Genomic DNA, 25,347 nt, shown 5'->3' on the forward strand with positions numbered 1-25,347 from the left:
TTTAATGAAATTACTTAAGAGAATAATTGTCTGGTCTCTAATACCTATAATTTTAGAGTTAACTGGTTTGTTTTTTATAGATAAATTCTATTTAGGAGATAATATGGATTTTAATATAAAGAAGGTTGATATATCTTCAAAAAAATCTCATGCAAAAATAAAAGTAAAAGTTCCTGAGGATGCTAAAAATATAAAAATATCTCATAATGGAAATTATATATCCTATTATGAAAATGAAACTATATATGTAGTAAATACAGATACTAATGCTAAAAAAGAAGTGGATATAGATGATGGTGCAAAACTGTCATATTATAGATGGGATCTCGATAGTGATGTAATTCTCATGGCGGAAAAGTTTTCCAGAGCCGGTTCAAGCTATTTGAAATTTGTAGCCTATGATGCAAAACGGGACTCTATAACTGAACGTAAAAATGATGAAAATCAGGTACTTGAAATATTGCTTCCAAATAGCAATTATGAAGTTAGAAACATTACTTTTTCCGGAGCAAGCAATGTCACCTATGTGACATCAGGATCAGAAGGTGAAAGGAGCAGGATATATAGAATAGATCGTATGACGAAAATGAACCTTATAAAATTTGGTGGAATTCAACTTGGAAATATATCAGCAATAAATAATAGTGATGGAGATCAAATTGTATATGAAGATAGAAGCAGCAACAGGATAAGAATAGGCAATTATCAGGATGTTATAGCTACAGGAGAAAATGCAATGCATTATTTATTGGGAACTGATAATAACGAGCAGGTATACATAGGTAATGGAGAAAATGATAAAATAAACAAGATATTTATTGTTGACTCAAATAAGATTATAAGGAAGACATACCAACTTCCCAATTATGTAAATAAAAATAATATATATATATTGAGAGATGGAAGAATATATATAAATGATTCTCAGAATAATACTGTAACTGAATTGTCCACAAAAAAGTCTGTAAAATATGATGGAACTTTAGCTGGAGTATATAATTATGGCGTTATAGGTAGAGATGGCAATAAGATTTTGGGAAGCCTATTTGAATAATAGATAAATCCGCAGTAATGCGGATTTATTATTTCGCCTTAAAATAATATAATTTCCCGTCTTCTATAGAACAGTCAATTAATCTATTGTTGTACAGATAAGATATAAAGGCTGATACTCCTGAAAGGTTGAGATAGTATTCATTGAAATTTAATTTCAAATTATTCAATATTGTTATATTTTCTAAAATGTCCTCTTTAGTTAAAGGTTGATCCAAAAGCTCCAAAAGTTGATTCTTATAATTGTTTATATTTTTAATGTTTTTGTCAACTAATTCTATTATTTCTTCTTTTGTAACTGGTTTTTGTGAGTGACTTATGAGAAAATAATCTGCATCAATTTCCTTTATTGTTTTAAGAGAATTCAATGTATTTGAAATATTATATAAATATGGGAAAGAATACTTTTCAAGTATTTCAGAACTGAATATAGAATCTCCTAAAAAGCAAACTTTATCAGAAGTTGTTATTCCTATGTGTTCAATGGAATGTCCAGGAAGAGGAATTATATTGAATTTCTCATCTCCTATTTTATTTATGCCATAGTCTAGTATATAATCTACTTCAATGGGCTTATTGCTCTTATTTATTGATTTTAGTGGATAAGACGAACATAAAATAGATGCATGGAGATCTTCATTTTCCATAAATAATTTTTCCATTTTAGAAGTATAAACCAGTACCCCCGGATAATTTTTTTGGAAGTATATATTACCACCACAGTGATCCAGATGACTGTGAGTATTTATTATATATTTGGGATGTAGTTTGTTTTCTATGATAATATCATCTATTTTTTTTGCTGCACTGTTGTTTAAACCTGTATCTATAATAAGGCAATTTTTATTTTTAAATGTAACTATACCTGAATTAGTAGGAGCATCTATATAATAAGTACTGCTGTTTATCTTGTTTAATTTCATTTCAAACCAAGTCCTTTCTCATATTACAAAATTCTTTGTTCTTGCAGTTTGCACAGTTATGATCAAATTTATTTAATTTTATGTTTTTATCAGCTCCATATATATAAGTCATGGAATGCATTGAGGTCAACATATAATTTTCTGTAATATTCAAATCTAAAATATTATCAATATTAAGTCTGTCCAATATATTTTTTTGATATTTAAGAGGCAGTTTATCATCCCCAGGAGATATTCTGCAGCTCAATCCAAGATTCATTTTAGATGTATTTTCGTATATACAATTAAAAAGCTGTGAACTTATTTCAAATAGATAAGAAGTACACATTGCATCTAATACTAGTCCTTCTTTTGGTCTGTTGTCTGAAAAATAGTTCTCTATTTTTTTATCTACTGTAGTTCCTGCAGTAATAATACATGGAACTATATATTGATATTTATCATCATATGTTGGGATTTCATTAGTACAAATATCAAATATAGCTGCAGGTTGTACTAATTGATATAAAATCGGAAGCATTGAGTTATAGAATAAAGTCAGTTCATTTTCGTTTAAAATTTCACCATAGCTTCTTAGTGCTTTTATAATTTGGTTCCTGTTTAATTTGAATTTAAAGTTTTTTACTATCTCTATTCTCATTACCTCATTTCAATTTTTAATTATAGGTTTAAACAGTTATATTATACACTATAATAATTTTATGTGAAGAAATTTTAAACTATAGTTTCTATATAGGGTATTGTTTGTTATAATTATTTAATAAGTGTTTACTTTCGTTTAATTTTTATATGTTTTTGTTTTAGTAAAATTAAGATTGATTTTAAAAGAGGAGGTTAAATTGTGCTTGCATTTGAAAGACATAATAAAATATTAGATTTATTATATAAGAATAAAAAAGTAACAAATGATAATTTGAGTAAATTAATTGGAGTTTCTGCCTGCACTATAAGAAATGATTTAAATAAATTAGAAAAAGATGGGCTCATAAAAAGAATCCATGGGGGAGCTGTATTACCTGAAATAATAAATAGAGATCTAAGTTTTCCAAGTAGGAAGAGTAAAAATCAAGTTGAAAAAAATGTAATAGGAAACAAAGCTTATGATTTTATAAAAGATGGTCAGTGCATTATAATAGATGCCAGTTCAACCTCAATATCTCTTGCTAGACGTCTAAGCAAGACCAACCTTAGAATTACTGTAGTAACTAATGGTATATATACTGCACTTGCACTTAAGGATAACAATAATATAAATGTAATACTTGTTGGGGGGGTTGTAAGGCCGAAATCTGGAGCACTGGAAGGATTATTAGGAAAAAACTTAGTTTCCCAGATTAATGCAGAAATAGCTTTTATATCTGCAAGAGGATTTACTGTTGAGCAAGGGCTTACAGAATTTAATATATATGAAGGAGAATTAAAAAAATTTCTTATTTCAAGAGCTAAGAAGATTGTAGCTATGCTGGACTTTTCTAAACTAGAAGTAAATTCAATTTCAAGTTTTGCAGACCCTAAAAGAGTAGATACTATAATTACTGATTTTAATTCATCAAAGGAATTGTTAGAAAAGTATAAGAAATATGGAATAGATGTTATAGTCGCTGAAAAAGATAATGGATAGGCTATTATAATAAATAGAACAACTTTTTTAAGAACATAATATAATAAAATAATTATAGAAAAGGGGAAATTAGTTATGTCTGAAAAAAAGGAAACAAAAAAGAGGCATAATTATACAACGAAATCTAAAAATCAAATATTGAATGGGAATGTTGGTTGACGTTTTGTGTTTAACTCAAATCTATCCATGTCGACTAATTAAACCTATCATAAAAAAGTAAGCATAGATATCTACTAATAATTTGATAGTTATCTATGCTTATATTGTACAGATCTATTGGCATTCTCTATTTTTACTAAAACAGGATCTTTCTTGATTCTCAAATGATCATTTAATGCTTGTACGATAAAAACGCCAGCAGCAATACTACAAAATGATTAAGTTTATGACTGTATAAGTTTCAATGCCTTAGATACAACATTTTCAACAGTAAAACCATAGTTGTTGAACAGTTCTTTAGCTGGTGCAGAAGCTCCAAAATGATCTATGGATATTATATTTCCCTCTAAACCGATGTATTTATACCAGCCAAAAGATGTAGCAGCTTCTACAGCTAATCTCTTTTTTACAGATTTCGGAAGTATACTTTCTTTGTATTTATTATCTTGATTTTCAAATACCTCGAAAGAAGGGAAACTTACAACTCTTGCATCTATACCTCTTTTTTCTAATTTTTTTTCAGCTTCGTATATAAGTTCTACTTCAGAACCAGAAGCCATCAAGATTAAATCTGGTACTTCTTTCTTACTGTCTTTTAAGATATAAGCACCTCTTAGAGCATCTTTTCCTGTCTCATCATATAGCGGCACATCTTGTCTTGTTAGTACTATTGAAGTAGGACTATTTTTATTCGTAAGAGAGTAGTACCATGCAGCGGCAGTTTCTTTTGCATCAGCAGGTCTATACACTGTCATATTTGGTATACTTCTCAGAGAAGCCAGTTGTTCTATTGGTTCGTGAGTTGGACCATCTTCGCCAACCCCTATGCTGTCATGAGTCAGTACATAGATTATAGGAAGTTTCATAAGAGCAGATAGTCTCATAGAAGCTTTCATGTAGTCACTAAATACTAGAAAAGTAGAAACGTAAGGTATTAGCCCTCCATGAAGATATATTCCATTAGCTATGGCTGACATGGCATGTTCTCTTATTCCAAAATGCAGATTTCTGCCTGCTCTGTTTTCTTTGGTAAAGTCTCCCTCATTTTTCATTCTGGTTTTATTTGAAGGAGCAAGATCTGCAGAGCCACCTATTAAATTTGTCAATTTATCTGCAAGTCTATTAATTACTTTACCTGAAGCATTTTTAGTAGACATTTCATGTTGAAATGACCAAAAATTTTTATTCCCAAGAAGATTTATAGGAAGATCTTTAGAATGGTATATTTCCCATTCTTTAGCCAACTCAGGAAATTCAAGATTATATTTAGTTTTTAACTTATTCCACTTATTTTCTTCAATTTCTAGGTTCTTTATTAATTTATTCATATGATCTTTTACTTCTTCTGGAACAAAAAAGCTTTCCTTATGCTCCCAATTAAGGAATCTCTTCGTACACTTTATATTCTCCTCACCTAGAGGTTCACCGTGAGCAGAAGCTTTTCCTTGTTTTTCTGGACAACCATATCCTATTTGAGTCTTTACTATTATGATGGTAGGTTTATTAAATTCTTTCTTAGCTACATCAAGTGATGTTTCTAAGATTTTAATATCATTTCCATCGTTGATATTTAATACTTGCCATCCATAGGATTCAAATCTTTTGCCTACATTTTCAGTAAATGCGATATTTGTATTACCTTCTATAGTTATATTATTTGAATCATAAAATACAATTAATTTACCAAGTCCTAGAGTACCAGCTAAGGATGCTGCTTCTGATGATATACCTTCCATCATACATCCGTCGCCAGCCAGACAGTAGGTATTGTGATCTACTACAGGATATCCAGGTTTATTGAATTTTTTTGCCAGGTAAGCTTCAGCAATAGCCATACCGACACCATTGGCTATACCTTGTCCAAGAGGACCGGTTGTGGTTTCTATTCCAATGGTGTGTCCATATTCAGGATGACCTGGAGTTTTGCTTCCCCATTGACGAAATTGTTTTAAATCATCAATTGTTAATTCATATCCAAACAAATATAAAATGGAGTATAGAAGTGCAGAACCGTGTCCTGCAGACAATATAAATCTGTCTCTGTTTGACCAATTTGGATTTTTAGGATTATGCTTCAGTCCTTTTGCCCACAGAGTATATGCAATAGGTGCAGATCCAAGAGGAAGTCCCGGATGTCCTGATTTAGCTTTTTCAATAGCTTCTACAGATAATATCCTTATGGTATTTATAGTTAATTCATCGATATCTTTCATCAAAAACACATCCTTATTATTTTTTTGGAACCGTTTTCCAGTCATCTAAAAATCTCTGTATACCTATGTCTGTCAAAGGATGTTTGGACATTTGTACTAAAACTTTATATGGAACTGTAGCAATATCAGAGCCTGATCTTGCAGCATTTATAACATGAAGAGAACTTCTTACACTTGCAGATATGATTTCTGTTTTTATATCATAAATTTTAAATATTTCAGATATCTGCTTGACAAGCTCTATACCATTCATGCCTATATCATCAAGTCTTCCAAGAAATGGACTTACGTAGGAAGCACCAGATCTTGCGGCAAGAAGAGCCTGGGCAGCTGAAAATATCAATGTAACATTAGTTTTTATTCCCAATTTAGAAAGGATCTTTACAGCTTTTAATCCTTCTATAGTCATAGGAATTTTTATTACAATGTTTTTGTGTATTTTTACAAGTTCTTTAGCCTCAGATACCATCTTTTCAGATTCCAAACTTACAACTTCAGCACTTATTGGACCATCAACTATAGTAGTTATTTCACTTACAACATCTTTGAAAATTCTTCCTTCCTTTGCGATAAGAGAGGGATTAGTAGTAACCCCGCAGATTACTCCCATTTCATTGGCTTTTCTAATTTCCTCTACATTAGCAGTGTCTATAAAAAGTTTCATATGATTACCTCCAATATAAATAATTTTATGATATTTCTTTTCTGAAATTTTTGTCTATTTCGTTTATTAATTTTACTTTTGGAGTAGATCTACCATCTACAAATTTTGAATTCAACCATATATCCAGTAGATATTTTGCAAGAGATGGACCAACTATTTCTGCACCAAAAGTGGCAATTTGAGCATTATTGCTTTTTTGAGCTCTTTCAGCAGAGTAGATATCATGACACACAGCAGCTCGTACACCAGGTACCTTATTAGCTGTTATTGCCATACCTATTCCAGTACCACAGATTAGTATTCCTCTATCGAAGTTTCCACTTGCTATTTCCTTACCGACTTTTAATGCTATATTAGGATAGTATACTGATTCCCCCTCGTTTGATCCGAAGTCTACATATTTGATATTTTTTTCTTGTAGAAATTTTATTAATTGTGATTTCAGAGCATAACCATTCTGGTCACAGCCTATAGCAATTTTCATAATATATCATTCCTTTATATAATTTTTTATATTCTTTTATTATAGTATCATTTAGAAAATATATATCCAAATGCACTATTTAGTGGATAAGCCTGTTTATTTTAATAAAAGTTTATATTTTCGTTAACTATCGTTTATTATCGTTTATTTTTATTTAATTATAATTTTATAAGTTAATTCAACAAAACCCTGGAATAATATAATTAAGTCTTGGCTGTAAGAAGTGTATCATCAATTTTTTTAGTTTTAGCAGCAAAAATAAAAGAAAACACAAGTAAATAAAAGAAAATAATAATAAACATTAATATAAATAAAGTATAAAAGAAAATTACAGATTTGGAAATTAATAATATTGATGATACTATGATTACAAGGGATGGTGATATTAGATATGAGTACGGTAACAATTATTGGTGCAGGGGCAATGGGAAGTGCTCTAACGGTTCCTTTGATTCATAATGGACATAGAGTAAACTTATGGGGTACAGAATTGGATGGTAAAATAATTAAAAATCTTAGAGAAGGTAAGGAGCATCCAAAACATAAATGTAAGTTGCCTGACGGTATAAATGCTTATTATGTTGATGAACTTGAAAAAGCCCTTAAAGATACAGATCTAATAATTATGGCTATCACATCTGATGCAATTAAAAAGATATTTAAAAGAATTATACCTTATATAAATGGCAAAACTATAGTTGGAAGTGTATCAAAGGGATTGGAATTCAATAAAAATAAAAGAATAGTTATTTTGCCAGAAGTTCTTAAGGAAAGTTTGCCTGAAAAGTTAAAGGATGAAGTTGATTTTGTAGTAGTTGGAGGTCCCTGTAAAGCTATAGAAGTTATTTTTCAATCTCCTACTTCTGTTGTATACTCTTCCCAAAACATAGAAAGTGCTAAATATATGCAAAGTTTGTTAATGACAGATGCTTATAGAGTTAATGTGAACAAAGATGTTGTGGGTACAGAAATCTGTGCGGCCATGAAAAATGCATATTCCGTAGGTTTAGGGATAGCAGAAGGATTTGAAAATATAAATGGACATGTTCATAATAATACTAAATCTGCATTGTTTACATTTGCCTTAAAAGAAATGATTAAGCTAACAGACTCAATGGGAGGAAAAATAAAATCTGCAATAGGATTATCAGGAACTGGAGATCTTGAAGTTACGGGTGAAGCTGGTAGAAATAGAATGTTTGGAAAATTAATTGGTGGAGGTTATACTCCTAGCCAAGCAGTAGAAAAAATGAGAAACGAAAATATAACGGTAGAAGGATATTCAGCAATAAAGTTTGGATATGATTTGGTTATACAATTAGAAGAAGATAAAAAATTATCATTGTCAGATATGAAGTTCTTAAATAACTTATATGAAATTGTTTACGGAAATAAACCAGCTTATAAATTAATAAAAAAAATATTACACCATTATTCAAATTAGTTTAAATAATAAGTAATATTAATAAGAATATAATAATACAGTTTAATTAATATTGAAATCGTCATATTGTAGACGTTTACCATAGTTATTATAAATATAATATTTAAAAAAGGAGTATCTAATATGAGAAAACCAATAGTAGCCTCAAGCTGGAAAATGCATATAAATTCACTTAATATTGGAATGGAGACAGCGAGAAAAATAAGAAATTATGTGGGAAATGAAGAAAAAGTTGAAATGTTTATTTTACCCACATTTCCGTTAATATCATATGTAGCTAAAATATTCGAAGACTCGAATATTGGTTATGGCGGGCAAAATATGTGTTATGAAGAAAGGGGAGCTTTTACAGGAGAAGTACCACCATTAATATTAAAAGAATTGGGAAGTTCTTATGTAGAGATTGGACATGCTGAGAGAAGGGCTTATTTTAATGAAACAAATGAAGATGTTAACAAAAAGGTAAGACTTGCGTTTAAATATAATATGATGCCAGTGGTATGTATTGGCGAAAATGAAAACGATAAAATTAAAAAAATTTCAAGTATAAAGTTAAAAGATCAAGTTCTATGGGCCTTAGATAAGTTGAATGAAGAAAATATGAAAAATGTGATACTTGCTTATGAACCTGTATGGGCCATAGGTAAGCAGGAATCAGCGGATAGTAATTATGTTGAACACGTGCACAGCTTTATAAGAAACGAAATTCAAAAAAATTATGGAAGAAATGTATCTGAAAATATAAGAATAATTTATGGAGGATCAGTAAGTATAAATAATATTGAAAAATTAGCTATAAAAGAAAATATAGATGGATTTTTTATCGGAAGATTCGGACTAAAACCTGAGAATTTTAGGAATATGGTAGAAAAGGTTGTCAATTTAAATAATTTATAAGATGGAAAGGTGATTTTAATGACTGACATTAGGCTTGGAATGAATACTAGTTTTGCCCTTAACAGATATCCTCTTACTAAAGAGTGGATGGATATAATAGCTGATGATTTAAAAATAAAGTATGTACAGTTCTATTTTGATTTATTGGATCCCGTAATAATTGAACAAAAAGTGAGAGATGAAAAATGTTATGAAATAAGAGAATATTCTAAGAAAAAAGGAATTATAATTCAAAGTACAGCAACAGGAGCTATATCTCATCAATCTAATTTCTTGTTGCATCCAGATAAAAAAATAAGAAAATCGTTTATATCCTGGTACAAAAAAGGAATATATGAAACATCATTAATTGGATCTGAATCGATGGGTGTATATGTAGGTGCATTTAGTATGGCAGACATAAAAAATGAAAAAAGGAAGAATCAACTTCTAGATGAGTATGTAGATATTATGTCAGAGCTTTCTGTTTATGCCAAACAAAATGGGCTTAAATATTTACTTATAGAACCTATGTCTATACCTAGAGAATATCCAAGTACTATTGAAGAAACAAAATATATTTATAATAAATTAAATGCTTCATCAGATATTCCAATATACTTAAATTTGGATGTAGGACATTTAAACATCAATTCATCGGATCCTGCCGATGGTGATACTTATGCATGGATCAGGGAACTTCTTAAATATTCGAAAGTCCTTCATTTACAGCAAACTAAAAAAGGAGCTAGTTTACATGCTGCATTTACTAAGGAAAATAATAATGATGGAATTATAGATGGAAAAAAGGTTATAGATGAAGTAGTAAAAACCAACATAAGAGAAATTTATCTTACAATGGAGTTATTTTTTAAGCCAATTGGATTAAATGACAATATAATTATTTCCTCGCTAAAGGAGAGTATTGATTATTGGAAAGATATCATAGATACCTATAAAAGTATTAATCAGAAATGATGAGATATAAACATTAATAGCAAGGATTTAGGAAGGTGGTAGTTATAAAAAATAATTATGATAAGGGGGATTGCTAATGTTATTAGAAGACAATAGGAAGAAAGTAATAGAAATAGCATTGAAGGTGCAAGAAAAAGAGCTTGTCACATTGACTTTCGGAAATTTTAGCATTAGAGATAAAGAGACAGATTATATATGTATTACTCCAAGTGGAATAAATTATGAGGACTTAAAACCTGAAGATATTGTGGTTGCTAATTTACATGGAGAAGTAATTGATGGAAATAAAAAACCATCTACAGAGATATTAATGCATTGTGCAATCTATAAAAAACGACAAGATGTATTTGGCATAATCCATACTCATTCAACTATGGCTACATCATGGGCTTGCTGTGGCATGGATATACCATGTATTTCTTCAGAACTTTCATCTCTTATAGGTGGACCAATAAGATGTGCTCCTTATAAAACTCAGGAAACTAGAGAATTAGGGGAAGTAGCTGCTGCAACACTAAAAGATAGCAATGCTATATTGTTAAAAAATCATGGCACCATTTCAGTCGGAAAGGATATAAATGAAGCATTTATTAATTCAATAATAGTAGAGGAAAGTGCTAAAAAAGCATTTTATGCAAAACAGATAGGTGTTTTGAGTATAATCTCGGAAGATGAATGTAATCTTATTAAAAAAAATGTTAAAAAAAAATATGGACAGTAAGGTGATGAATGTGGATATACTTAATAAAGAATTGGTAAAGATTAGTTTAGATGCTGAAAAATTTAGTGATGTAATAGAAACATTAGGAAGTTTAATGTATAAACAGAAAAGTGTAAAAGATACTTATATAAATGCTGTTATAGAACGAGAAAAAGTATTTCCAACAGGACTTCCAAGTGAAGGTATGTGTGTTGCAATTCCTCATACTGATAGCATACATGTTAATAAATCATGTATGGCCATAGCTACGCTGAAAAATCCAGTAGAATTTAGTATGATGGGGAATATAAATAAAAAATTGAGCGTAAATGTTGTATTCCTTTTGGCTATAAAAGACCCTAATAATCAGCTTATGTTATTAAAAAACTTAATGCTTTTAATTCAAAATGGAGAATTGCTTAATAGGTTAAAAGATGCGGAATCTGTAGATAAAGTTCTAGAAGTATTACAGTTTTGCGCTATTAGTTAAAAAATTAAAAATAAGGAGTGTTAGTAATGAGGCAAATAAAAATTATTACAGTATGTGGCTCAGGAGTTGTAAGTTCAACAATGGTGGCAAATAAATTAAAAAATCAAATTGAAGATGAAAAGGGTTATCAGGTAGAAGCAACAGAGGCTAATCCAGGGCAACTTGAGGGAATTATGAGTTCAGGCAGTTATGATTTTATAGTGGCACTTACACCAGTTACCCAGAGTTACGATATTCCAATAATTGATGGAATAGGCTATTTGACAGGATTTGGTGAAGATGAAGTTATGGAGGAGATATATAAAGTCATAGATGGGTTAGATTCAAATAATTAGGAGGAGATCTTATGTTTTTTGAAGCATTGAAAAGAGTTTTTGATTCATTTGGTGCATATATTTTTGTTCCAATAATGTTATATATAATTGCAAGGGTTATGAAATGTAACAGGAAAAGAGCTTTTCAATCTGCATTATTTGCAGGAGTAGGACTTGAAGGATTTAGTTTATTAATTAACTCATTTATACCCATTATTACTCCTTTGGTTAGATCCATGGTATCAAGCACAGGAATACACCTTCCTGCTATTGATATGGGTTGGCAGACTACTTCAATAGTTGCTTATTCCACTAATGTTGGAATGATTTATTTAGGACTCTGTATATTATTGCAAGTTATATTATTTTTGGTGAAATGGACAGATGTATTTCAAGCGGCAGATCTATGGAATAATTATTCTTATATGGTTTGGGGATCCATAATATATCTACTAACTAAAAATATGTTTCTTGCACTTGGATGCATGATTATACTTACGCTTTATACTTTGCTTTGTACTGAATTGACACAGAAGAGATGGTCGACTTACTATCACTATCCAAGATGTACAATTTCTGCATTACACACAATAGGAGCGGCACCCTTTGCAATAGTTTTAGATATATTACTGGACAAACTTCATTTAAATAAAATTAAGGCGGATCCTCAGACTATTCAAAAAAAACTAGGATTTTTAGGTGATCCAACTACATTAGGATTCTTACTTGGCATGCTATTAGGAGTAATTGGAAATATTAAAAGATTAAATACCTTGGGGGCCTGGGGGAATATAGCACTTATTGGTGTTGCAACTGCTGCAGTTATGACCATATTCCCTAAAATAGCAAGCATATTTGCTTCAGCTTTTACTATAATAACTGATGCTTCTAAAAAGGCTACTAAAGGTAAGAAGGATACGAGGGTTTGGTATATAGCTATTAATGATGCCGCAGGGTATGGTGAAACTGCAACTCTTATTTCTGGTTTACTTTTAATTCCTATTTTGCTTATAATATCATTTATTTTGCCTGGAAATAGAGTATTACCTATGGTTGACCTAATAGCAATACCTTATGGAATACAGGCAATGGTATGTGTTTCAAATGGGAATATAGTAAAGACAATTATTAGTGGAGCTATATGGTTTACACTAGGATTATTATTAGCGTCTTTTACAGCACCTGTATTTACAGAAGTTGCAAAGCAGGTAGGTGTAAGTATTCCTTCTACTGGTCTCTTTATAACAAGCCTTCTTATTTTAGCACAGCCGCTGGCAGGAGTAATATTTTTGGCATTTTTATCACAGAATCCAGTGTTAATTGGATTAGTTGTTGTGGCTTACTTACTCGGATATGTAATTTTCAGAAAAAATAAAGTAAAATTACAGGATTTCCTAGAAGAAAGAGTTAAAAAGAATAAAGAGTTAATTCAAAATAATGTCTAATATAAAATTGGGAATAGATAGTTTAATTCTATCTATTCTTCATTTTAAATATAGTATTGAAACTATACTGAATTTTGTATAGAGAGGAGTGGTTTATGTGGAAAAATATGATTTGATAATTATTGGGGGCGGAATAGTCGGATGTGCTGTAGCTAGAGAATTATCTAGGTATAGGCTTAAAAGTGCTCTCCTAGAAGCAAATCAAGATATAGCTTGTGGTACTACAAAAGCAAATGGTGGTATAATCCATGCAGGATATGATCCAAATCCATCATCTTTAAAAGGGAAGTTGAATGTAAAGGGAAGTTTAATGTATCCGAAATTGAAGGAAGAATTAAATTTTAAATATGAAAACAAAGGGTCAATGGTTTTGGGATATAACGAAAAGGATCTTGAATTTTTAAATAAGCTTTTAAAAAATGGCAAAAAAATCGGAGTACCTAATCTAAAAATATTAAAAAGTCATGAAATAAAGGATATGGAACCAGGAATAAATAAAGATGTAAAGTATGCTCTATTTGCTCCTACAGCAGGTGAAGTAGATTCTTTTGAAATCGCAATTGCTTTTGCTGAAAATGCAGCCCAAAATGGAGTAAATATTTATAGAAATCAAAAGGTAATAAATATTAAATATGATAATCATTTATTTTATATAAATACAGAGAATAAAGAATATGTATCCAATTATGTAGTAAATTGTGCAGGGCTTTATGCTGACAGAATAGCAAATATGGTTGGAATATATGACTATAAAATAAAACCAAGAAAAGGGGAACTGTTAATTCTTGACAAATCTTCTAAAGCTAAGGTAAATAGAATACTTTTCCCTATTCCTGGAGAACACACTAAAGGTATAGTTGTTATTCCAACTGTTTCAGGAAATATCTTAATTGGGTCAACTGCGGAAGAAATAGAAGATAAAGAAGATACCACCACCAGTGCAATAGGTATAGATTCACTGTTAAATGGAGCTATAAAATCGGTACCATCAATTTCCCAAAAGGATGTAATAAGGACTTTTGCTGGATCTCGTGCTGTAACTATTAATAACTCGAATGATTTCTATATAGAAGCTTCAAAAGTTATAAAAGGATTCGTCAGTGTTGCAGGTATACAGTCTCCTGGTATAGCTTCATCACCTGCAATTGCCGAGTATGTAAGAGATATATTAGCTAATGAGGGTGTTGAACTTAAGGTTAATGACAATTTTGACCCTTATAGAAGAGATATATTACGCATGAGTGAAATTGATAATAAAGTTAAAGATCAACTAATTAAAGAGAATTCAAAATATGGACATATAATATGTAGATGCGAACAGGTTTCAGAAGGTGAAATCATTGATTGCATCAAAAGACCTGTTGGTGCAACAACTGTTGACGGAGTGAAAAAAAGGACTAGAGCCGGAATGGGACGTTGTCAAGGAGGATTTTGTCAAGATAGAATTATTTCAATTCTATCTCGTGAATTAAATAAATCAGAACTTGATATTTTAAAAGAAAATACAGGTTCAAAAATTATTTATACAAACTTAAAGTAAAGGAGACGTTTTTTATGGATACATTCTATTATGATGTGGTAGTTGTAGGTGGTGGGCCAGCGGGATTAGCAGCTGCTTTGAAAGCATGGGAACATGGAGCAGAAGTGGCAATCTTTGAAAGAAATGATGAACTTGGCGGAATACTTAATCAATGCATACACAGTGGATTTGGATTAAGTTATTTTAAAAAGGAATTGACAGGACCTGAATATGCTCAAAGATTTATAGACAAGTTGAGTGAGTCAAAAGTAAAAGTCTATTTGAATACTATGGTAATAGATATAGATGAAAATAAAAACATTATTGCAGTTAATGAAAATGGAGTAATAAATGTAGAAGCGAAATCAATAGTGTTGTCTATGGGATGTAGAGAAAGGACAGCAGGTGCCATAAAAATACCAGGGTACAGACCATCTGGAGTAATGACGGCAGGTCAGGCACAGCGGTATATAAATATAAGGAATTTAAAACCTGGAACAAAAGCTGTAATTTTAGGATCTGGAGATATAGGATTAATAATGGCAAGAAGATTAACATTAGAGGGAATAAAGGTTTTAGGAGTTTATGAAGTAATGCCATATCCTAATGGACTCTACAGAAATATAAGGCAGTGTCTTGAGGATTTTAATATTCCATTATATCTTTCTACAACTGTGACAAAAATATTTGGAAAAGATAGAATAGATGGGATCATGGTTTCAAAAGTTGATAAATTAATGAGGCCTATTAAAGAAACTGAGAAATTTATAAATTGTGATTCTTTATTACTATCAGTTGGATTAATACCGGAAAATGAGCTTTCTGAAAAAGCTGGAATAAGAATAAATCCTATAACAAATGGACCTATTGTTGATAATAAACTTCAAACTAATATACCTGGGATATTTGCCTGTGGAAATGTATTACATGTACATGACCTTGTAGATAATGTGACATTAGAATCAGAAGAGGCAGGTTTAAGATCAGTTAAGTATGCTAAATCTGAAGAAGAATCAAATGTTTATAATAGAAAAATAATATCGATTAAGAATGTAAGATACACTGTACCTAATCTTATAGCAAAGGAGATAGATTTACCTGTTAAAGTTAAGTTTAGGGTAGGAAAACCATTGAAGGGTAAAATAGTTTTAAAGTCAGATGATAAAAAAATATTTGAAACTAAAATTCTAAATTTAAAACCAAGCAAAATGGAACAGATTATATTAACTAAAGATATTGCAAACAAATATCAAAATGATATAGAAATTGACGTAGAGGAGGTTTTATAATTGGAGGTAAATGATCTATATTGCATAGTATGTCCAAATGGATGTAAGTTAACTGTAACATTACAAAATAATAAGATAGCAGAAATAAAAGGTCAAAAATGTAATAGAGGAGAGAGTTATGCATTACAGGAAATAAAAGATCCTAAAAGAATCTTAACTTCAACAGTAAAAATTAATAACAGCAATAGGATCTTATTGCCTGTTCGTTCAGATATAAGCATATCGAAAGATCTATTGTTTGAAGCAATGAAAGAAATTAATAAAGTTAGGGCTACTCCTCCAATTGAATGTGGCGATATAATAATCAAGAATATTTTGAATACAGATGTAAATATTATAGCCGAGAAAAGTATAAAATTTTAAATTTATTGTTGACAATATAAAGAAAAAGGTTTATATTGAAAACATAAACAAAACTTAATAAATAACTTTCGGGGCAGGGTGAAATTCCCGATCGGCGGTATAGTCCGCAAGCTTTTAGAAGCATGAACTGGTTTAATTCCAGTACCGACAGTAAAGTCTGGATGAAAGAAAGTAAGGATTGAATTTGATTTATTAAATTCGAATATTATTATCCCCTGAAGGTTTTTACTTCAGGGGATTTTTGAATTCAACCATTAAATAATAGAAAATGTATATAATTTTACATATATACTGTTATATTTTTATAGAAATTCAAGAAAATTCATCAAACAGAGTGGAAGTGAATTTAATGGAAAATAAAGAAATGGATGAGCACTATATGAAAATAGCACTTAAACTAGCTTCAAGAGGCAGTGGATTTGTAAATCCCAATCCACTTGTTGGAGCTGTAGTCGTAAATAATGGTGAGATTATAGGAGCTGGCTATCATAAATTTTTTGGAGGACCTCATGCTGAAGTTTATGCATTAAAAGAGGCAGGGGAAAAGGCAAAAGGTGCAGACATATATGTAACTTTAGAGCCATGTTCCCACTATGGAAAAACTCCCCCTTGTGCAAAAGCTATAGTAAAAGCAGGTATAAAGAGGGTTGTAATAGGAGCAATAGACCCTAATCCTTTAGTATCCGGCAAAGGAGTAAAAATTCTGAAGGATGCAAATGTTGAAGTTGTAACAGGAGTTATGGCTGACAAGGTTATCAAGATGAATGAAATATTTATAAATTATATAATCAACAAGACACCATTTGTAATTTTGAAATCTGCAGTTAGTTTGGACGGAAAAATAGCTACTTCAGCAGGAAAGTCGAAGTGGATAACTGGAGAAGAGTCCAGGTTGAAAGTTCATGAGATAAGAAACAGAGTTATGGCAATTATGGTTGGAATAGGCACAGTAATTGCAGATAATCCACTTTTAACTACAAGACTAAAGGAAAATTGCAAGAGTCCAAAAGCTGTAATTGTAGATTCCAAGCTTAGAATTCCAGTTGCTTCTAAAATATTTACTACTATAAAAGATAGGGAAATTATAGTTGCATGTACCGAGGATTTCGATAGGGAAAAATCAAAGCAGTTGTTGAGTATGGGTGTAAATGTACTTATATGTTCCAAAGATGGATATGGAAGGGTTGACTTGAAATATCTTATCAGAAAATTAGGCGAGCATGGTATAGATAGTATACTTCTGGAAGGTGGAGGAAGTTTAAATTTTTCAGCATTGCAGTGTCAAGTTGTGGACAAGGTATTTTATTTTATAGCACCAAAATTAATTGGAGGAAGAAATGCTAAAACATCTGTAGAAGGTGATGGATTTGAAGAATTAAATGAGTCTGTAAAAGTGAAAGAAGTGACTGTAGAAAATATTGGGCAGGATATTATGATTAAAGCTTATATAGACAAGCAACAGTAATTGTTATTTGATATTTGTTATTTGATATTTGTTATTTATTATTTATAAAAAGGGGGGTAATGATTTTGTTTACTGGCTTAGTAGAGGAAATTGGTAAAGTTCTGAAAATATCAAAGGGGACAAATTCCTCACAGATTACCATAAAAGCTGAAAAAGTGCTGGATGATGCAAAATTAGGTGACAGCATTGCTGTAAATGGAACTTGTGTTACTGCAATAGATTTTAAAGAAGATTGCTTTACAGTAGATGTAATGGCAGAAACTCTTAGGATGAGCAATCTTGGAAATGCAAAAATGGGGAGTATGGTAAATCTTGAAAGAGCGCTTAGAATAGGGGATAGACTTGGAGGACATATAGTGAGCGGCCATATAGATGGAACTGGAAGTATAGTCAACATACATGATGAAGACATATCCACATGGCTTGAAATTGAAACTTCATCTGATTTATTGAAGTATATAGTATTAAAAGGATCAGTGGCATTAGATGGGGTTAGTCTTACTGTAGCAGATTTAAGTGAAAAGAGTTTTAGCGTATCTTTGATTCCACACACTAAAGGAGAAACCATTTTACATTATAAAAAAGTAGGGGATGTAATAAATATAGAATGTGATTTGATAGGTAAATTTGTTGAAAAGATGATCTCAAATTCAAATGAACAAGTCAAGAATAAATCAAATATAGATTCAAATATGTTAACTAAATATGGGTTTATGTAAAATAATATTTTGAGGGAGGAAAAAACATGAGTTATAAATTTAGTCCTATAGAGGATGCAATAGAGGATATTAAAAATGGGAAAATGGTTATAGTTGTAGATGACGAGGGAAGGGAAAATGAAGGAGACCTGGTTATACCTGCTGAAAATGCAACTGGAGAAAATATTAACTTCATGATCAAATATGCAAAAGGACTTTTGTGTGCTCCAGTTGAAGAAGAAATAGCAGTAAAACTTGGGTTGAATCCTATGGTTGAAAAGAATACAGACAACCATGAAACTGCATTTACAGTAAGTGTAGATTATAAAGATACTACAACTGGAATATCAGCATTTGAAAGAGCTCATACTATTAATATGATTGCTTCATCAGATTGCAGTGATGATTTTAGAAGACCTGGACATGTATTCCCTTTAATAGCAAAGAAAAATGGAGTATTTGATAGAACTGGTCATACTGAAGCTTCAGTTGACTTGGCTAAACTTTCAGGCTTTAAAGGTGCGGCTGCAATATGTGAAATAATAAAAGATGATGGAACTATGGCGAGAAGAGACGACTTGATGGACTTTTCAAAGGAGCATGATATAAAGATAATTACTATAGTGGACTTAATAGCATATAGAAAAAAACATGAAAAACTGGTGAAGAGAGTTGCTTCAGCCAAACTCCCAACTGAATTTGGAGAATTTAAAATAATAGGTTATGAGAACATATTGAATGGTGAACAGCATGTGTGCCTTGTAAAAGGTGAAAATTTTGAAAATGAAAATACTCTTGTAAGAGTACATTCAGAATGTCTTACAGGCGATGTATTCCATTCGCTTAGATGCGATTGCGGTGATCAGCTTAAAGCTTCCCTAAAACAAATTGAAAAAGAAGGTAAGGGAGTTCTCCTATATATGAATCAGGAAGGCAGGGGAATAGGAATTTTGAATAAAATAAAAGCTTACAATCTTCAAGACGGTGGAATGGATACTGTAGAAGCAAATTTAGCTCTTGGTTTTCCAGCAGACATGAGGGAATATTATATAGGCGCTCAGATACTTCAGGATATTGGTATAAGAAAAATGAGACTTTTAACTAATAATCCTAAAAAGATAGAGGGACTTTCAGATTATGGTCTCCAGATAGTTGAAAGAGTACCTATTGAAATGAATTGTTCAAAAGAAAATCATAAATACATGGAAACCAAAAAAGAAAAAATGGGGCATCTATTGAAATTATAGAAGCTAAAATATAAAAATGGAGGATTTATACATGAAAACTTATGAAGGAAAGTTAACTGCAGAGAATTTAAAGATTGGAATAGTAATTGCAAGATTTAATGAATTTATAAGTGGTAAATTACTTGAAGGGGCACTTGACTGCCTAAGGCGTCATGGAGCAGATGATGAAAATATAAATATCAGCTGGGTTCCAGGAGCATTTGAGATACCTTTGATTTCAAAGAAAATGGCTCTATCAGGAAAATATGATGCAGTTATTTGTCTTGGAGCAGTAATAAGAGGTGCCACCCCTCACTTTGACTATGTATCAAATGAAGTTTCAAAAGGTGTAGCAAGTGTTTCACTTGAAGCAAATATGCCGGTTATATTTAGTGTTCTTACTACTGATAATATAGAACAAGCTATAGAAAGAGCAGGAACTAAGTCAGGAAATAAAGGCTATGATGGAGCTATGGCTGCCATTGAAATGGCAAATTTAATTAAACAATTGGATTAAATTATAAAGTCTATGGAATTATACTAGTATATAATTCCATAGACTATTTTTACAGCAAGGCATAATGATACTGTTATAAATATTGGCTTTATAATTTTTGAACCTTTTACAAGTGCTAATTTGGTACCAAATCTTGCGCCTATAATCATACAAATTGCTACAGGTATTCCAAGTTTATAATCAATCTGTCTGTTTACTATAAATACAATAAGAGCGGTTATATTACTTATAAAGTTTAGAAATTTTGCATTACCAGCAGAGCGTAGGAAATCAAATTTATATATGGATATAAGTCCAAATATTAAAAAAGAGCCTGTCCCAGGTCCAAGAAAACCATCATAAAAACCTAAGGCAGCAGCAAATAGCATCCCAATAAACAATGTTTTTCTAGTAGTGGATTTGAAATTATCCTTTAAACCTACATTTTTTGAAAATAAACTGTATATGCTTACTATAAGAAGGAGTATAAGTACTATGGAGTTTAAATATTTGGCATTTATACTAAGGACTGTTCTGGCTCCTGCCGCTGCACCTATAAGAGTAAATGGTACTAAAAATTTTAATATTTTAAAATCAACTTTCCCTGACCTTGCAAATTTTAATGAACTTGTAAATGATGCACAGGATGAAGAGAATTTGTTTGTTCCAAGGGCTAGATGAGGTGGTATACCTGCGAATATGAAAGCCGGCAGACTTATTATACCGCCGCCTCCTGCAATAGAATCTACAAAAGCTGCAATGAAACCAGCTGCACATAAAAAGACTAATGTTGTCATGTAATAATCATCCTTTATTTTTCGTCTAATTTTTTAATAAGATTGTGTTTTAATATACTGTCCGAGTACTCAAGTTCATCGAGTACAGACTGCCTTTTCTCCAACAGTGTTTTGGTTTCAGGAATTTTAGAGCCTGTTTTCATGTTGTAATAGGTGTTGTTTTCTGACATATAATAATAGTTTCCATCTATAAAAGAACCATTTCTGTAAATTATTTTTCCTTGAGTGCTATTGAATAAATCTTTTCCCATCATATATTTTTGAGGTAGATTGAATAGATTTGCCATGGTTGGGTAAATATCCATTTCACCTGAGTTTGTATGATTTATTCCCTTTAATGCACCATCAGGAAAGTGAATTATAAGTGGAACTTTCTGCAGCTTTATCCAGTCGACATCTGAAATTGAACTCTTGTTATAAAATTTTAAAAATAAATTCTCTTTATTTTTAGGGATTGCATAATGGTCTCCATAAAGTACAATTACAGAATTATTTAATAGCCCACTTTTGTTTAATTTATCCAAGAACATTCCAAGTTGTTCATCTGTATAATGTATGGATTTTATGTAATTTCCCATAAGAGTATCTTCTAAATTGCCAACGTCAAAATTACCATATTGGTTTACATCATCATAGGGAAAATGACTGCTTAATGTAATTAAAAAAGCATAAAATGGACTTTTTAAATTATCTAATTTATCTATGGATTGATTTAAAAATGATCTGTCGCTTAAGCCAAGTCCTATAATTTCATCTTTTTTAAAACTTTTTTCACCATAGAAGTGTTTAAAGTCAAAATTTTTATACATTACGTCCCTATTCCAGAAATTTTCTCTGAATCCGTGAAGTGCAGCAGTGTCATATCCCTTATTATAGAAAGCTTTTGGCATGGAGTCAAATGTATTTCCAGAGTATAAAAAATATACTGCACCCGATTGAGCTGGATATAGTGAATTATTGGTCATGAATTCTGCATCAGAAGTTCCTCCTGCAGCAACTTGATAATAAAAATTGTCAAAGTATTCAGAGCTTTTTATTAACTTATTTAGATTTGGAGTTATTTCTCTTCCATTAATAGAACTGTTTATAACAAAGCCCTGTAGAGCTTCAACTTGTATCATGATTAAATTTTTACCTTCATAGCTTCCATGAAAATTTTTCTCAGAAGCTTTATTGTTGTTTATAAAATTCTGTATATCAGATATTTTATTTTTTGAAATAGGTGCCAGTCTGTTTATCCTGTTGTATGCTGTATTGTATATGTCTATATAATGATAGTTTAAAACACCTAAAGAGTTTGTTATATACACTTTATTGTACATAGTTGTTAAAAGTCTTGGCTGTTCTCTGGACAATTTATAAAAGTATTTGAAATTTATTAAAACGCATATAATCAATAAAATTACAGATGGAAATTTGCTTATCTTTTTTGTATTGTTCATGTATCTGTTTATAAACGGAATTATTGCCAAGTCTGCTAAATATAAAAAATCACTGTATTTAATCAAACTTTTTACACTGGAACCAACTGCCCCTAATTCCACACTGTTTATAATTACTGGAATTGATATTATATCCTTAAAATATCTGAAATAATTCAAGTCACATATGATTAAAATGCTTATTATTAAATTGCATATATATAGAAACTTAAAACGATGAGCTGCTTTTAACAAAAGTCCTATAGCTAGGAAAACAAGTACTGAAGCAATTATAGGCATTAAAAGGGATTTGACAGAGAAAGAGTTTGAATTTATCTGATGAGCATATATTAATAATTTACATGGCAGTATTATAATAAAAATAATTACATCTATAAAGCTTCTCATATATATCCTCCAAAATATAATATCAATTTAAATTACAAAATATACATGATATAGATTATAAGTCTTATATATACAGTTGTAAATGAATTGTTAATAAAATGAAAGGATTTCTTCATATCTATTTACATAAATGTTCTAGTGTAGCATAATATATGTGGTATAGAACTTTTTACTATGATAAATTCATATTTCATATAGAATTGGATAAAATAACTATTAGGAGGTATATTATGGCAGAGGATAGTGAAAATAAGGATAAGATTATAATAGATGAAAAAGAAGCTAAAAAACAGTTCTTTGAAGAATTGAAAAACAAAAACTTAAAAGAAAAGAAAAAACTTGAAGAAACCAAAAAGGCAAAGATAGAAGAGGAAAAGCAGTCAGAAGATAATAAAGAGGAAGTTAAAAAGCAAGAAGTTAAAAAGCAAGAAGTTAAGAAGGAAGAAACAAAAAAGGAAGAAAACAAGAAACAACAAGTTAAAAAACAAGCGGTAAATAATATTACTAAACAACAGAAAAAAGAAAAAGATAAAATTAAAGATATCCCTCAAAATCAGAAGAATGAAAAAAAAGAAAGCACTGTAAAAAAAGATGACTTTTCTAAAATAAGTAAAGTGGATAGTCAAGATATGGATCAAAATAAATCTGGATTTTTTAATAAAAGATTAAAGTGGTCAATTATAGATACTATAGTTACAGGTGTTGTGTCTATAGCAATAGTGTATCTGATTGACCTTATTTTAAGACTTGCAGCTGGATACTATATTGCGGATATGAAATCTATGTTTATAATAGTATTTATCATAGTTTTGATACTTTATCCATTTGTAATGAGCAAAACCAAATTTAGAGCTACTTTAGGAGAAAAATTCAGTAAATAGAATAACATAAGAGAGGAAACAGAAAATTGAAAATTGGAAGTGTACATGAATTTGATATAGAGTATGCTTCTTTTCCTTCTACAGGTATAGCACAGTTAGATGGGAAAGAGGTGTTTATAAAGAATACCTTTCCAGGCCAAAAAGTTCTGGCAAGGCTTACCAAGAAAAAGAGAGACCATCTGGAGGCAAAATCTATAAAAATTTTGGAAAATATGGATTGTGCAATAGAAGTGCCATGTCCCCATTTTGAACTATGTGGAGGATGCAATTCACAGTTTATACCCCATGATCTTCAGCTGGAATTGAAAGAGAAAGAGGTTATGGATCTATTTAAAAGAACAGGTATAGCTGAATTTGAATTTTCAGGTATAGAAAAGGCACCGGAGCAATTTGAATATAGAAATAAAATGGAGTTTACATTTGGAGATGCGGAAAAAGCTGGACCTCTAAATCTTGGCATGCATATAAAGGGGAAAAGCTTTGGAATTGTAAACGTAGAACAATGCAAATTGGTAGATGATGATTTTAGAATGATACTAAATGCTGTAGTGGAATATTTTCGTGGAAAAGAGCTTCCTTATTATAAGGTAAAGAGTAGAAAAGGATACTTGAGAAATCTGGTTATAAGGAAGGCAAAGAATACGGGAGAAATTCTCGTAAATCTGGTTACCACATCACAAATAGATTTTGACCTGCGGGAATTTAAAGAAAAACTTTTGAATTTGAGTTTTGAAGGCAAATTGGTTGGAATACTTCATACTTTAAATGATGCTATTTCAGATATAGTTAAAATAGAAAAGTTAAATGTACTCTATGGAAGAGATTATATAATAGAAGAAATTTTAGGACTTAAATTTAAAATATCACCAGGAGCTTTTTTTCAGACTAATTCAAGAGGAGCAGAAAAGCTCTACAGTATAGTAAAAGAATTTCTTGGAGATGTATCATCTAAAACAGTATTTGATCTGTATTGTGGAACTGGAACTATAGGACAAATAGTAGCATCCGATGCAAATAAGGTAGTAGGTGTTGAGCTCATTGAAGATGCAGTAAAGGCTGCCAGTGAAAATGCCAAACTAAATGGGATTGAAAATTGTGAGTTTATTGCTGGTGATGTAGCGAAAGTTGTAGAGACACTGGTAGATAAACCAGATGTTATAATACTCGATCCTCCAAGACCTGGAGTCCATCCAAAGGCATTAAAGCATGTTATAGATTTTGGTGCAAAGTCAATAGTGTATGTTTCCTGTAATCCAAAGACACTGGTAAAGGATTTGGAGGCTCTCAAGTATTATGGATATAAGGTTGACAAGGTAGAGCTTATGGATATGTTCCCACATACGGGGCATGTGGAGTGCGTGGTATTGATGTCGAGGGTGGAGAAATAAGGATTACTTAAAGCACTGATAAATAAAGGATT

Annotated in this window: 25 protein-coding genes and 1 riboswitch; of the genes, 18 read left to right on the top strand and 7 right to left on the bottom strand. The window is 30.9% G+C overall.

Annotation, left to right across the window (positions count from 1 at the left end; translation table 11 throughout):
• Positions 1-4: 4 nt before the first annotated feature.
• Positions 5-1,054, top strand: a complete 1,050-nt coding sequence (locus J418_RS0104205) for a hypothetical protein (protein WP_017751319.1) — start codon at positions 5-7, stop codon at positions 1,052-1,054.
• Between the two features lie 28 nt (positions 1,055-1,082).
• Here the strand turns inward: J418_RS0104205 and J418_RS0104210 are convergent, their stop codons facing one another.
• Both J418_RS0104210 and J418_RS0104215 read right to left on the bottom strand, forming a co-directional pair.
• A complete protein-coding gene (locus J418_RS0104210; RefSeq protein ID WP_017894854.1) occupies positions 1,083-1,976 on the bottom strand; it encodes an MBL fold metallo-hydrolase in 894 nt (297 codons plus the stop codon).
• Position 1,977: 1 nt separating this feature from the next.
• Positions 1,978-2,616 carry a hypothetical protein gene (locus J418_RS0104215; RefSeq protein ID WP_017894855.1) on the bottom strand — a complete coding sequence of 213 codons (639 nt, stop codon included), beginning with the start codon at positions 2,614-2,616 and terminating at the stop codon, positions 1,978-1,980.
• A 201-nt stretch (positions 2,617-2,817) separates the two neighbouring features.
• On the opposite strand from J418_RS0104215, the gene J418_RS0104220 reads away from it, so the two are divergent.
• Positions 2,818-3,597, top strand: a complete 780-nt coding sequence (locus J418_RS0104220) for a DeoR/GlpR family DNA-binding transcription regulator (protein ID WP_017894856.1) — start codon at positions 2,818-2,820, stop codon at positions 3,595-3,597.
• Positions 3,598-3,980: 383 nt separating this feature from the next.
• On the opposite strand, the gene tkt is transcribed toward J418_RS0104220, so the two are convergent.
• Genes tkt through rpiB form a run of 3 tightly spaced genes read right to left on the bottom strand, consistent with a single transcriptional unit; the run spans position 3,981 to position 7,117 of the window.
• Positions 3,981-5,969 carry a transketolase gene (gene tkt / locus J418_RS0104230; RefSeq protein ID WP_017894857.1) on the bottom strand — a complete coding sequence of 663 codons (1,989 nt, stop codon included), beginning with the start codon at positions 5,967-5,969 and terminating at the stop codon, positions 3,981-3,983.
• 16 nt (positions 5,970-5,985) lie between these two features.
• Positions 5,986-6,633 (bottom strand): fructose-6-phosphate aldolase, encoded by a 648-nt coding sequence (gene fsa, locus J418_RS0104235; RefSeq protein ID WP_017752452.1) that lies wholly within the window; start codon positions 6,631-6,633, stop codon positions 5,986-5,988.
• A gap of 25 nt (positions 6,634-6,658) precedes the next feature.
• Positions 6,659-7,117 (bottom strand): ribose 5-phosphate isomerase B, encoded by a 459-nt coding sequence (rpiB, locus tag J418_RS0104240; RefSeq protein WP_017752453.1) that lies wholly within the window; start codon positions 7,115-7,117, stop codon positions 6,659-6,661.
• A gap of 391 nt (positions 7,118-7,508) precedes the next feature.
• Here rpiB and J418_RS0104245 point away from each other — a divergent pair, with 391 nt between their 5' ends.
• From J418_RS0104245 to ribH, 14 genes are all read left to right on the top strand, one after another.
• Positions 7,509-8,561 (top strand): NAD(P)H-dependent glycerol-3-phosphate dehydrogenase, encoded by a 1,053-nt coding sequence (locus J418_RS0104245; protein ID WP_017894858.1) that lies wholly within the window; start codon positions 7,509-7,511, stop codon positions 8,559-8,561.
• 123 nt (positions 8,562-8,684) lie between these two features.
• Positions 8,685-9,458, top strand: coding sequence for a triose-phosphate isomerase (gene tpiA / locus J418_RS0104250; protein ID WP_017894859.1), 774 nt, complete (start codon positions 8,685-8,687; stop codon positions 9,456-9,458).
• A gap of 18 nt (positions 9,459-9,476) precedes the next feature.
• Complete coding sequence (locus tag J418_RS0104255; RefSeq protein WP_017752456.1) at positions 9,477-10,415, top strand: sugar phosphate isomerase/epimerase family protein; 939 nt, start codon at positions 9,477-9,479, stop codon at positions 10,413-10,415.
• A 76-nt stretch (positions 10,416-10,491) separates the two neighbouring features.
• Positions 10,492-11,136 (top strand): class II aldolase/adducin family protein, encoded by a 645-nt coding sequence (locus tag J418_RS0104260; protein WP_017752457.1) that lies wholly within the window; start codon positions 10,492-10,494, stop codon positions 11,134-11,136.
• Positions 11,137-11,140: 4 nt separating this feature from the next.
• Positions 11,141-11,605, top strand: a complete 465-nt coding sequence (locus J418_RS0104265) for a PTS sugar transporter subunit IIA (RefSeq protein WP_235807087.1) — start codon at positions 11,141-11,143, stop codon at positions 11,603-11,605.
• Positions 11,606-11,631: 26 nt separating this feature from the next.
• On the top strand, positions 11,632-11,940 hold the full coding sequence (locus tag J418_RS0104270; protein WP_017752459.1) for a PTS sugar transporter subunit IIB: 309 nt from the start codon (positions 11,632-11,634) through the stop codon (positions 11,938-11,940).
• An 11-nt stretch (positions 11,941-11,951) separates the two neighbouring features.
• A complete protein-coding gene (locus tag J418_RS0104275; RefSeq protein WP_017894860.1) occupies positions 11,952-13,364 on the top strand; it encodes a PTS galactitol transporter subunit IIC in 1,413 nt (470 codons plus the stop codon).
• Positions 13,365-13,461: 97 nt separating this feature from the next.
• Positions 13,462-14,904, top strand: coding sequence for an NAD(P)/FAD-dependent oxidoreductase (locus tag J418_RS0104280; protein WP_017894861.1), 1,443 nt, complete (start codon positions 13,462-13,464; stop codon positions 14,902-14,904).
• 14 nt (positions 14,905-14,918) lie between these two features.
• Positions 14,919-16,172, top strand: a complete 1,254-nt coding sequence (locus J418_RS0104285) for an NAD(P)/FAD-dependent oxidoreductase (protein ID WP_017752462.1) — start codon at positions 14,919-14,921, stop codon at positions 16,170-16,172.
• The gene (locus tag J418_RS0104290) at positions 16,173-16,535 is read left to right on the top strand and encodes a DUF1667 domain-containing protein (RefSeq protein ID WP_017752463.1); all 363 of its coding nucleotides are present in this window, start codon (positions 16,173-16,175) and stop codon (positions 16,533-16,535) included.
• Between the two features lie 60 nt (positions 16,536-16,595).
• A riboswitch (FMN riboswitch) is annotated at positions 16,596-16,712 on the top strand.
• A 172-nt stretch (positions 16,713-16,884) separates the two neighbouring features.
• Positions 16,885-18,000, top strand: coding sequence for a bifunctional diaminohydroxyphosphoribosylaminopyrimidine deaminase/5-amino-6-(5-phosphoribosylamino)uracil reductase RibD (gene ribD, locus J418_RS0104295; protein WP_017752464.1), 1,116 nt, complete (start codon positions 16,885-16,887; stop codon positions 17,998-18,000).
• 65 nt (positions 18,001-18,065) lie between these two features.
• Complete coding sequence (ribE, locus tag J418_RS0104300) at positions 18,066-18,719, top strand: riboflavin synthase (RefSeq protein ID WP_017894863.1); 654 nt, start codon at positions 18,066-18,068, stop codon at positions 18,717-18,719.
• 26 nt (positions 18,720-18,745) lie between these two features.
• Positions 18,746-19,945, top strand: coding sequence for a bifunctional 3,4-dihydroxy-2-butanone-4-phosphate synthase/GTP cyclohydrolase II (locus J418_RS0104305; RefSeq protein WP_017752466.1), 1,200 nt, complete (start codon positions 18,746-18,748; stop codon positions 19,943-19,945).
• Positions 19,946-19,976: 31 nt separating this feature from the next.
• Positions 19,977-20,441, top strand: coding sequence for a 6,7-dimethyl-8-ribityllumazine synthase (gene ribH / locus J418_RS0104310; protein ID WP_017752467.1), 465 nt, complete (start codon positions 19,977-19,979; stop codon positions 20,439-20,441).
• Between the two features lie 23 nt (positions 20,442-20,464).
• On the opposite strand, the gene J418_RS0104315 is transcribed toward ribH, so the two are convergent.
• Positions 20,465-21,217, bottom strand: a complete 753-nt coding sequence (locus J418_RS0104315; RefSeq protein WP_017894864.1) for a sulfite exporter TauE/SafE family protein — start codon at positions 21,215-21,217, stop codon at positions 20,465-20,467.
• A 14-nt stretch (positions 21,218-21,231) separates the two neighbouring features.
• Positions 21,232-23,046, bottom strand: coding sequence for an LTA synthase family protein (locus tag J418_RS0104320; RefSeq protein ID WP_017894865.1), 1,815 nt, complete (start codon positions 23,044-23,046; stop codon positions 21,232-21,234).
• A gap of 230 nt (positions 23,047-23,276) precedes the next feature.
• Between J418_RS0104320 and J418_RS0104325 the strand changes: the two genes are divergently transcribed.
• Both J418_RS0104325 and rlmD read left to right on the top strand, forming a co-directional pair.
• Positions 23,277-23,927: a hypothetical protein gene (locus tag J418_RS0104325; protein ID WP_017894866.1), complete on the top strand. Its 651-nt coding sequence runs from the start codon at positions 23,277-23,279 to the stop codon at positions 23,925-23,927.
• Between the two features lie 26 nt (positions 23,928-23,953).
• Positions 23,954-25,315 (top strand): 23S rRNA (uracil(1939)-C(5))-methyltransferase RlmD, encoded by a 1,362-nt coding sequence (rlmD, locus tag J418_RS0104330; RefSeq protein WP_017894867.1) that lies wholly within the window; start codon positions 23,954-23,956, stop codon positions 25,313-25,315.
• The last annotated feature ends 32 nt before the right edge of the window (positions 25,316-25,347 follow it).

It is taken from the genome of Clostridium tyrobutyricum DSM 2637 = ATCC 25755 = JCM 11008 (assembly GCF_000359585.1).
GTDB lineage: Bacteria > Bacillota > Clostridia > Clostridiales > Clostridiaceae > Clostridium_B > Clostridium_B tyrobutyricum.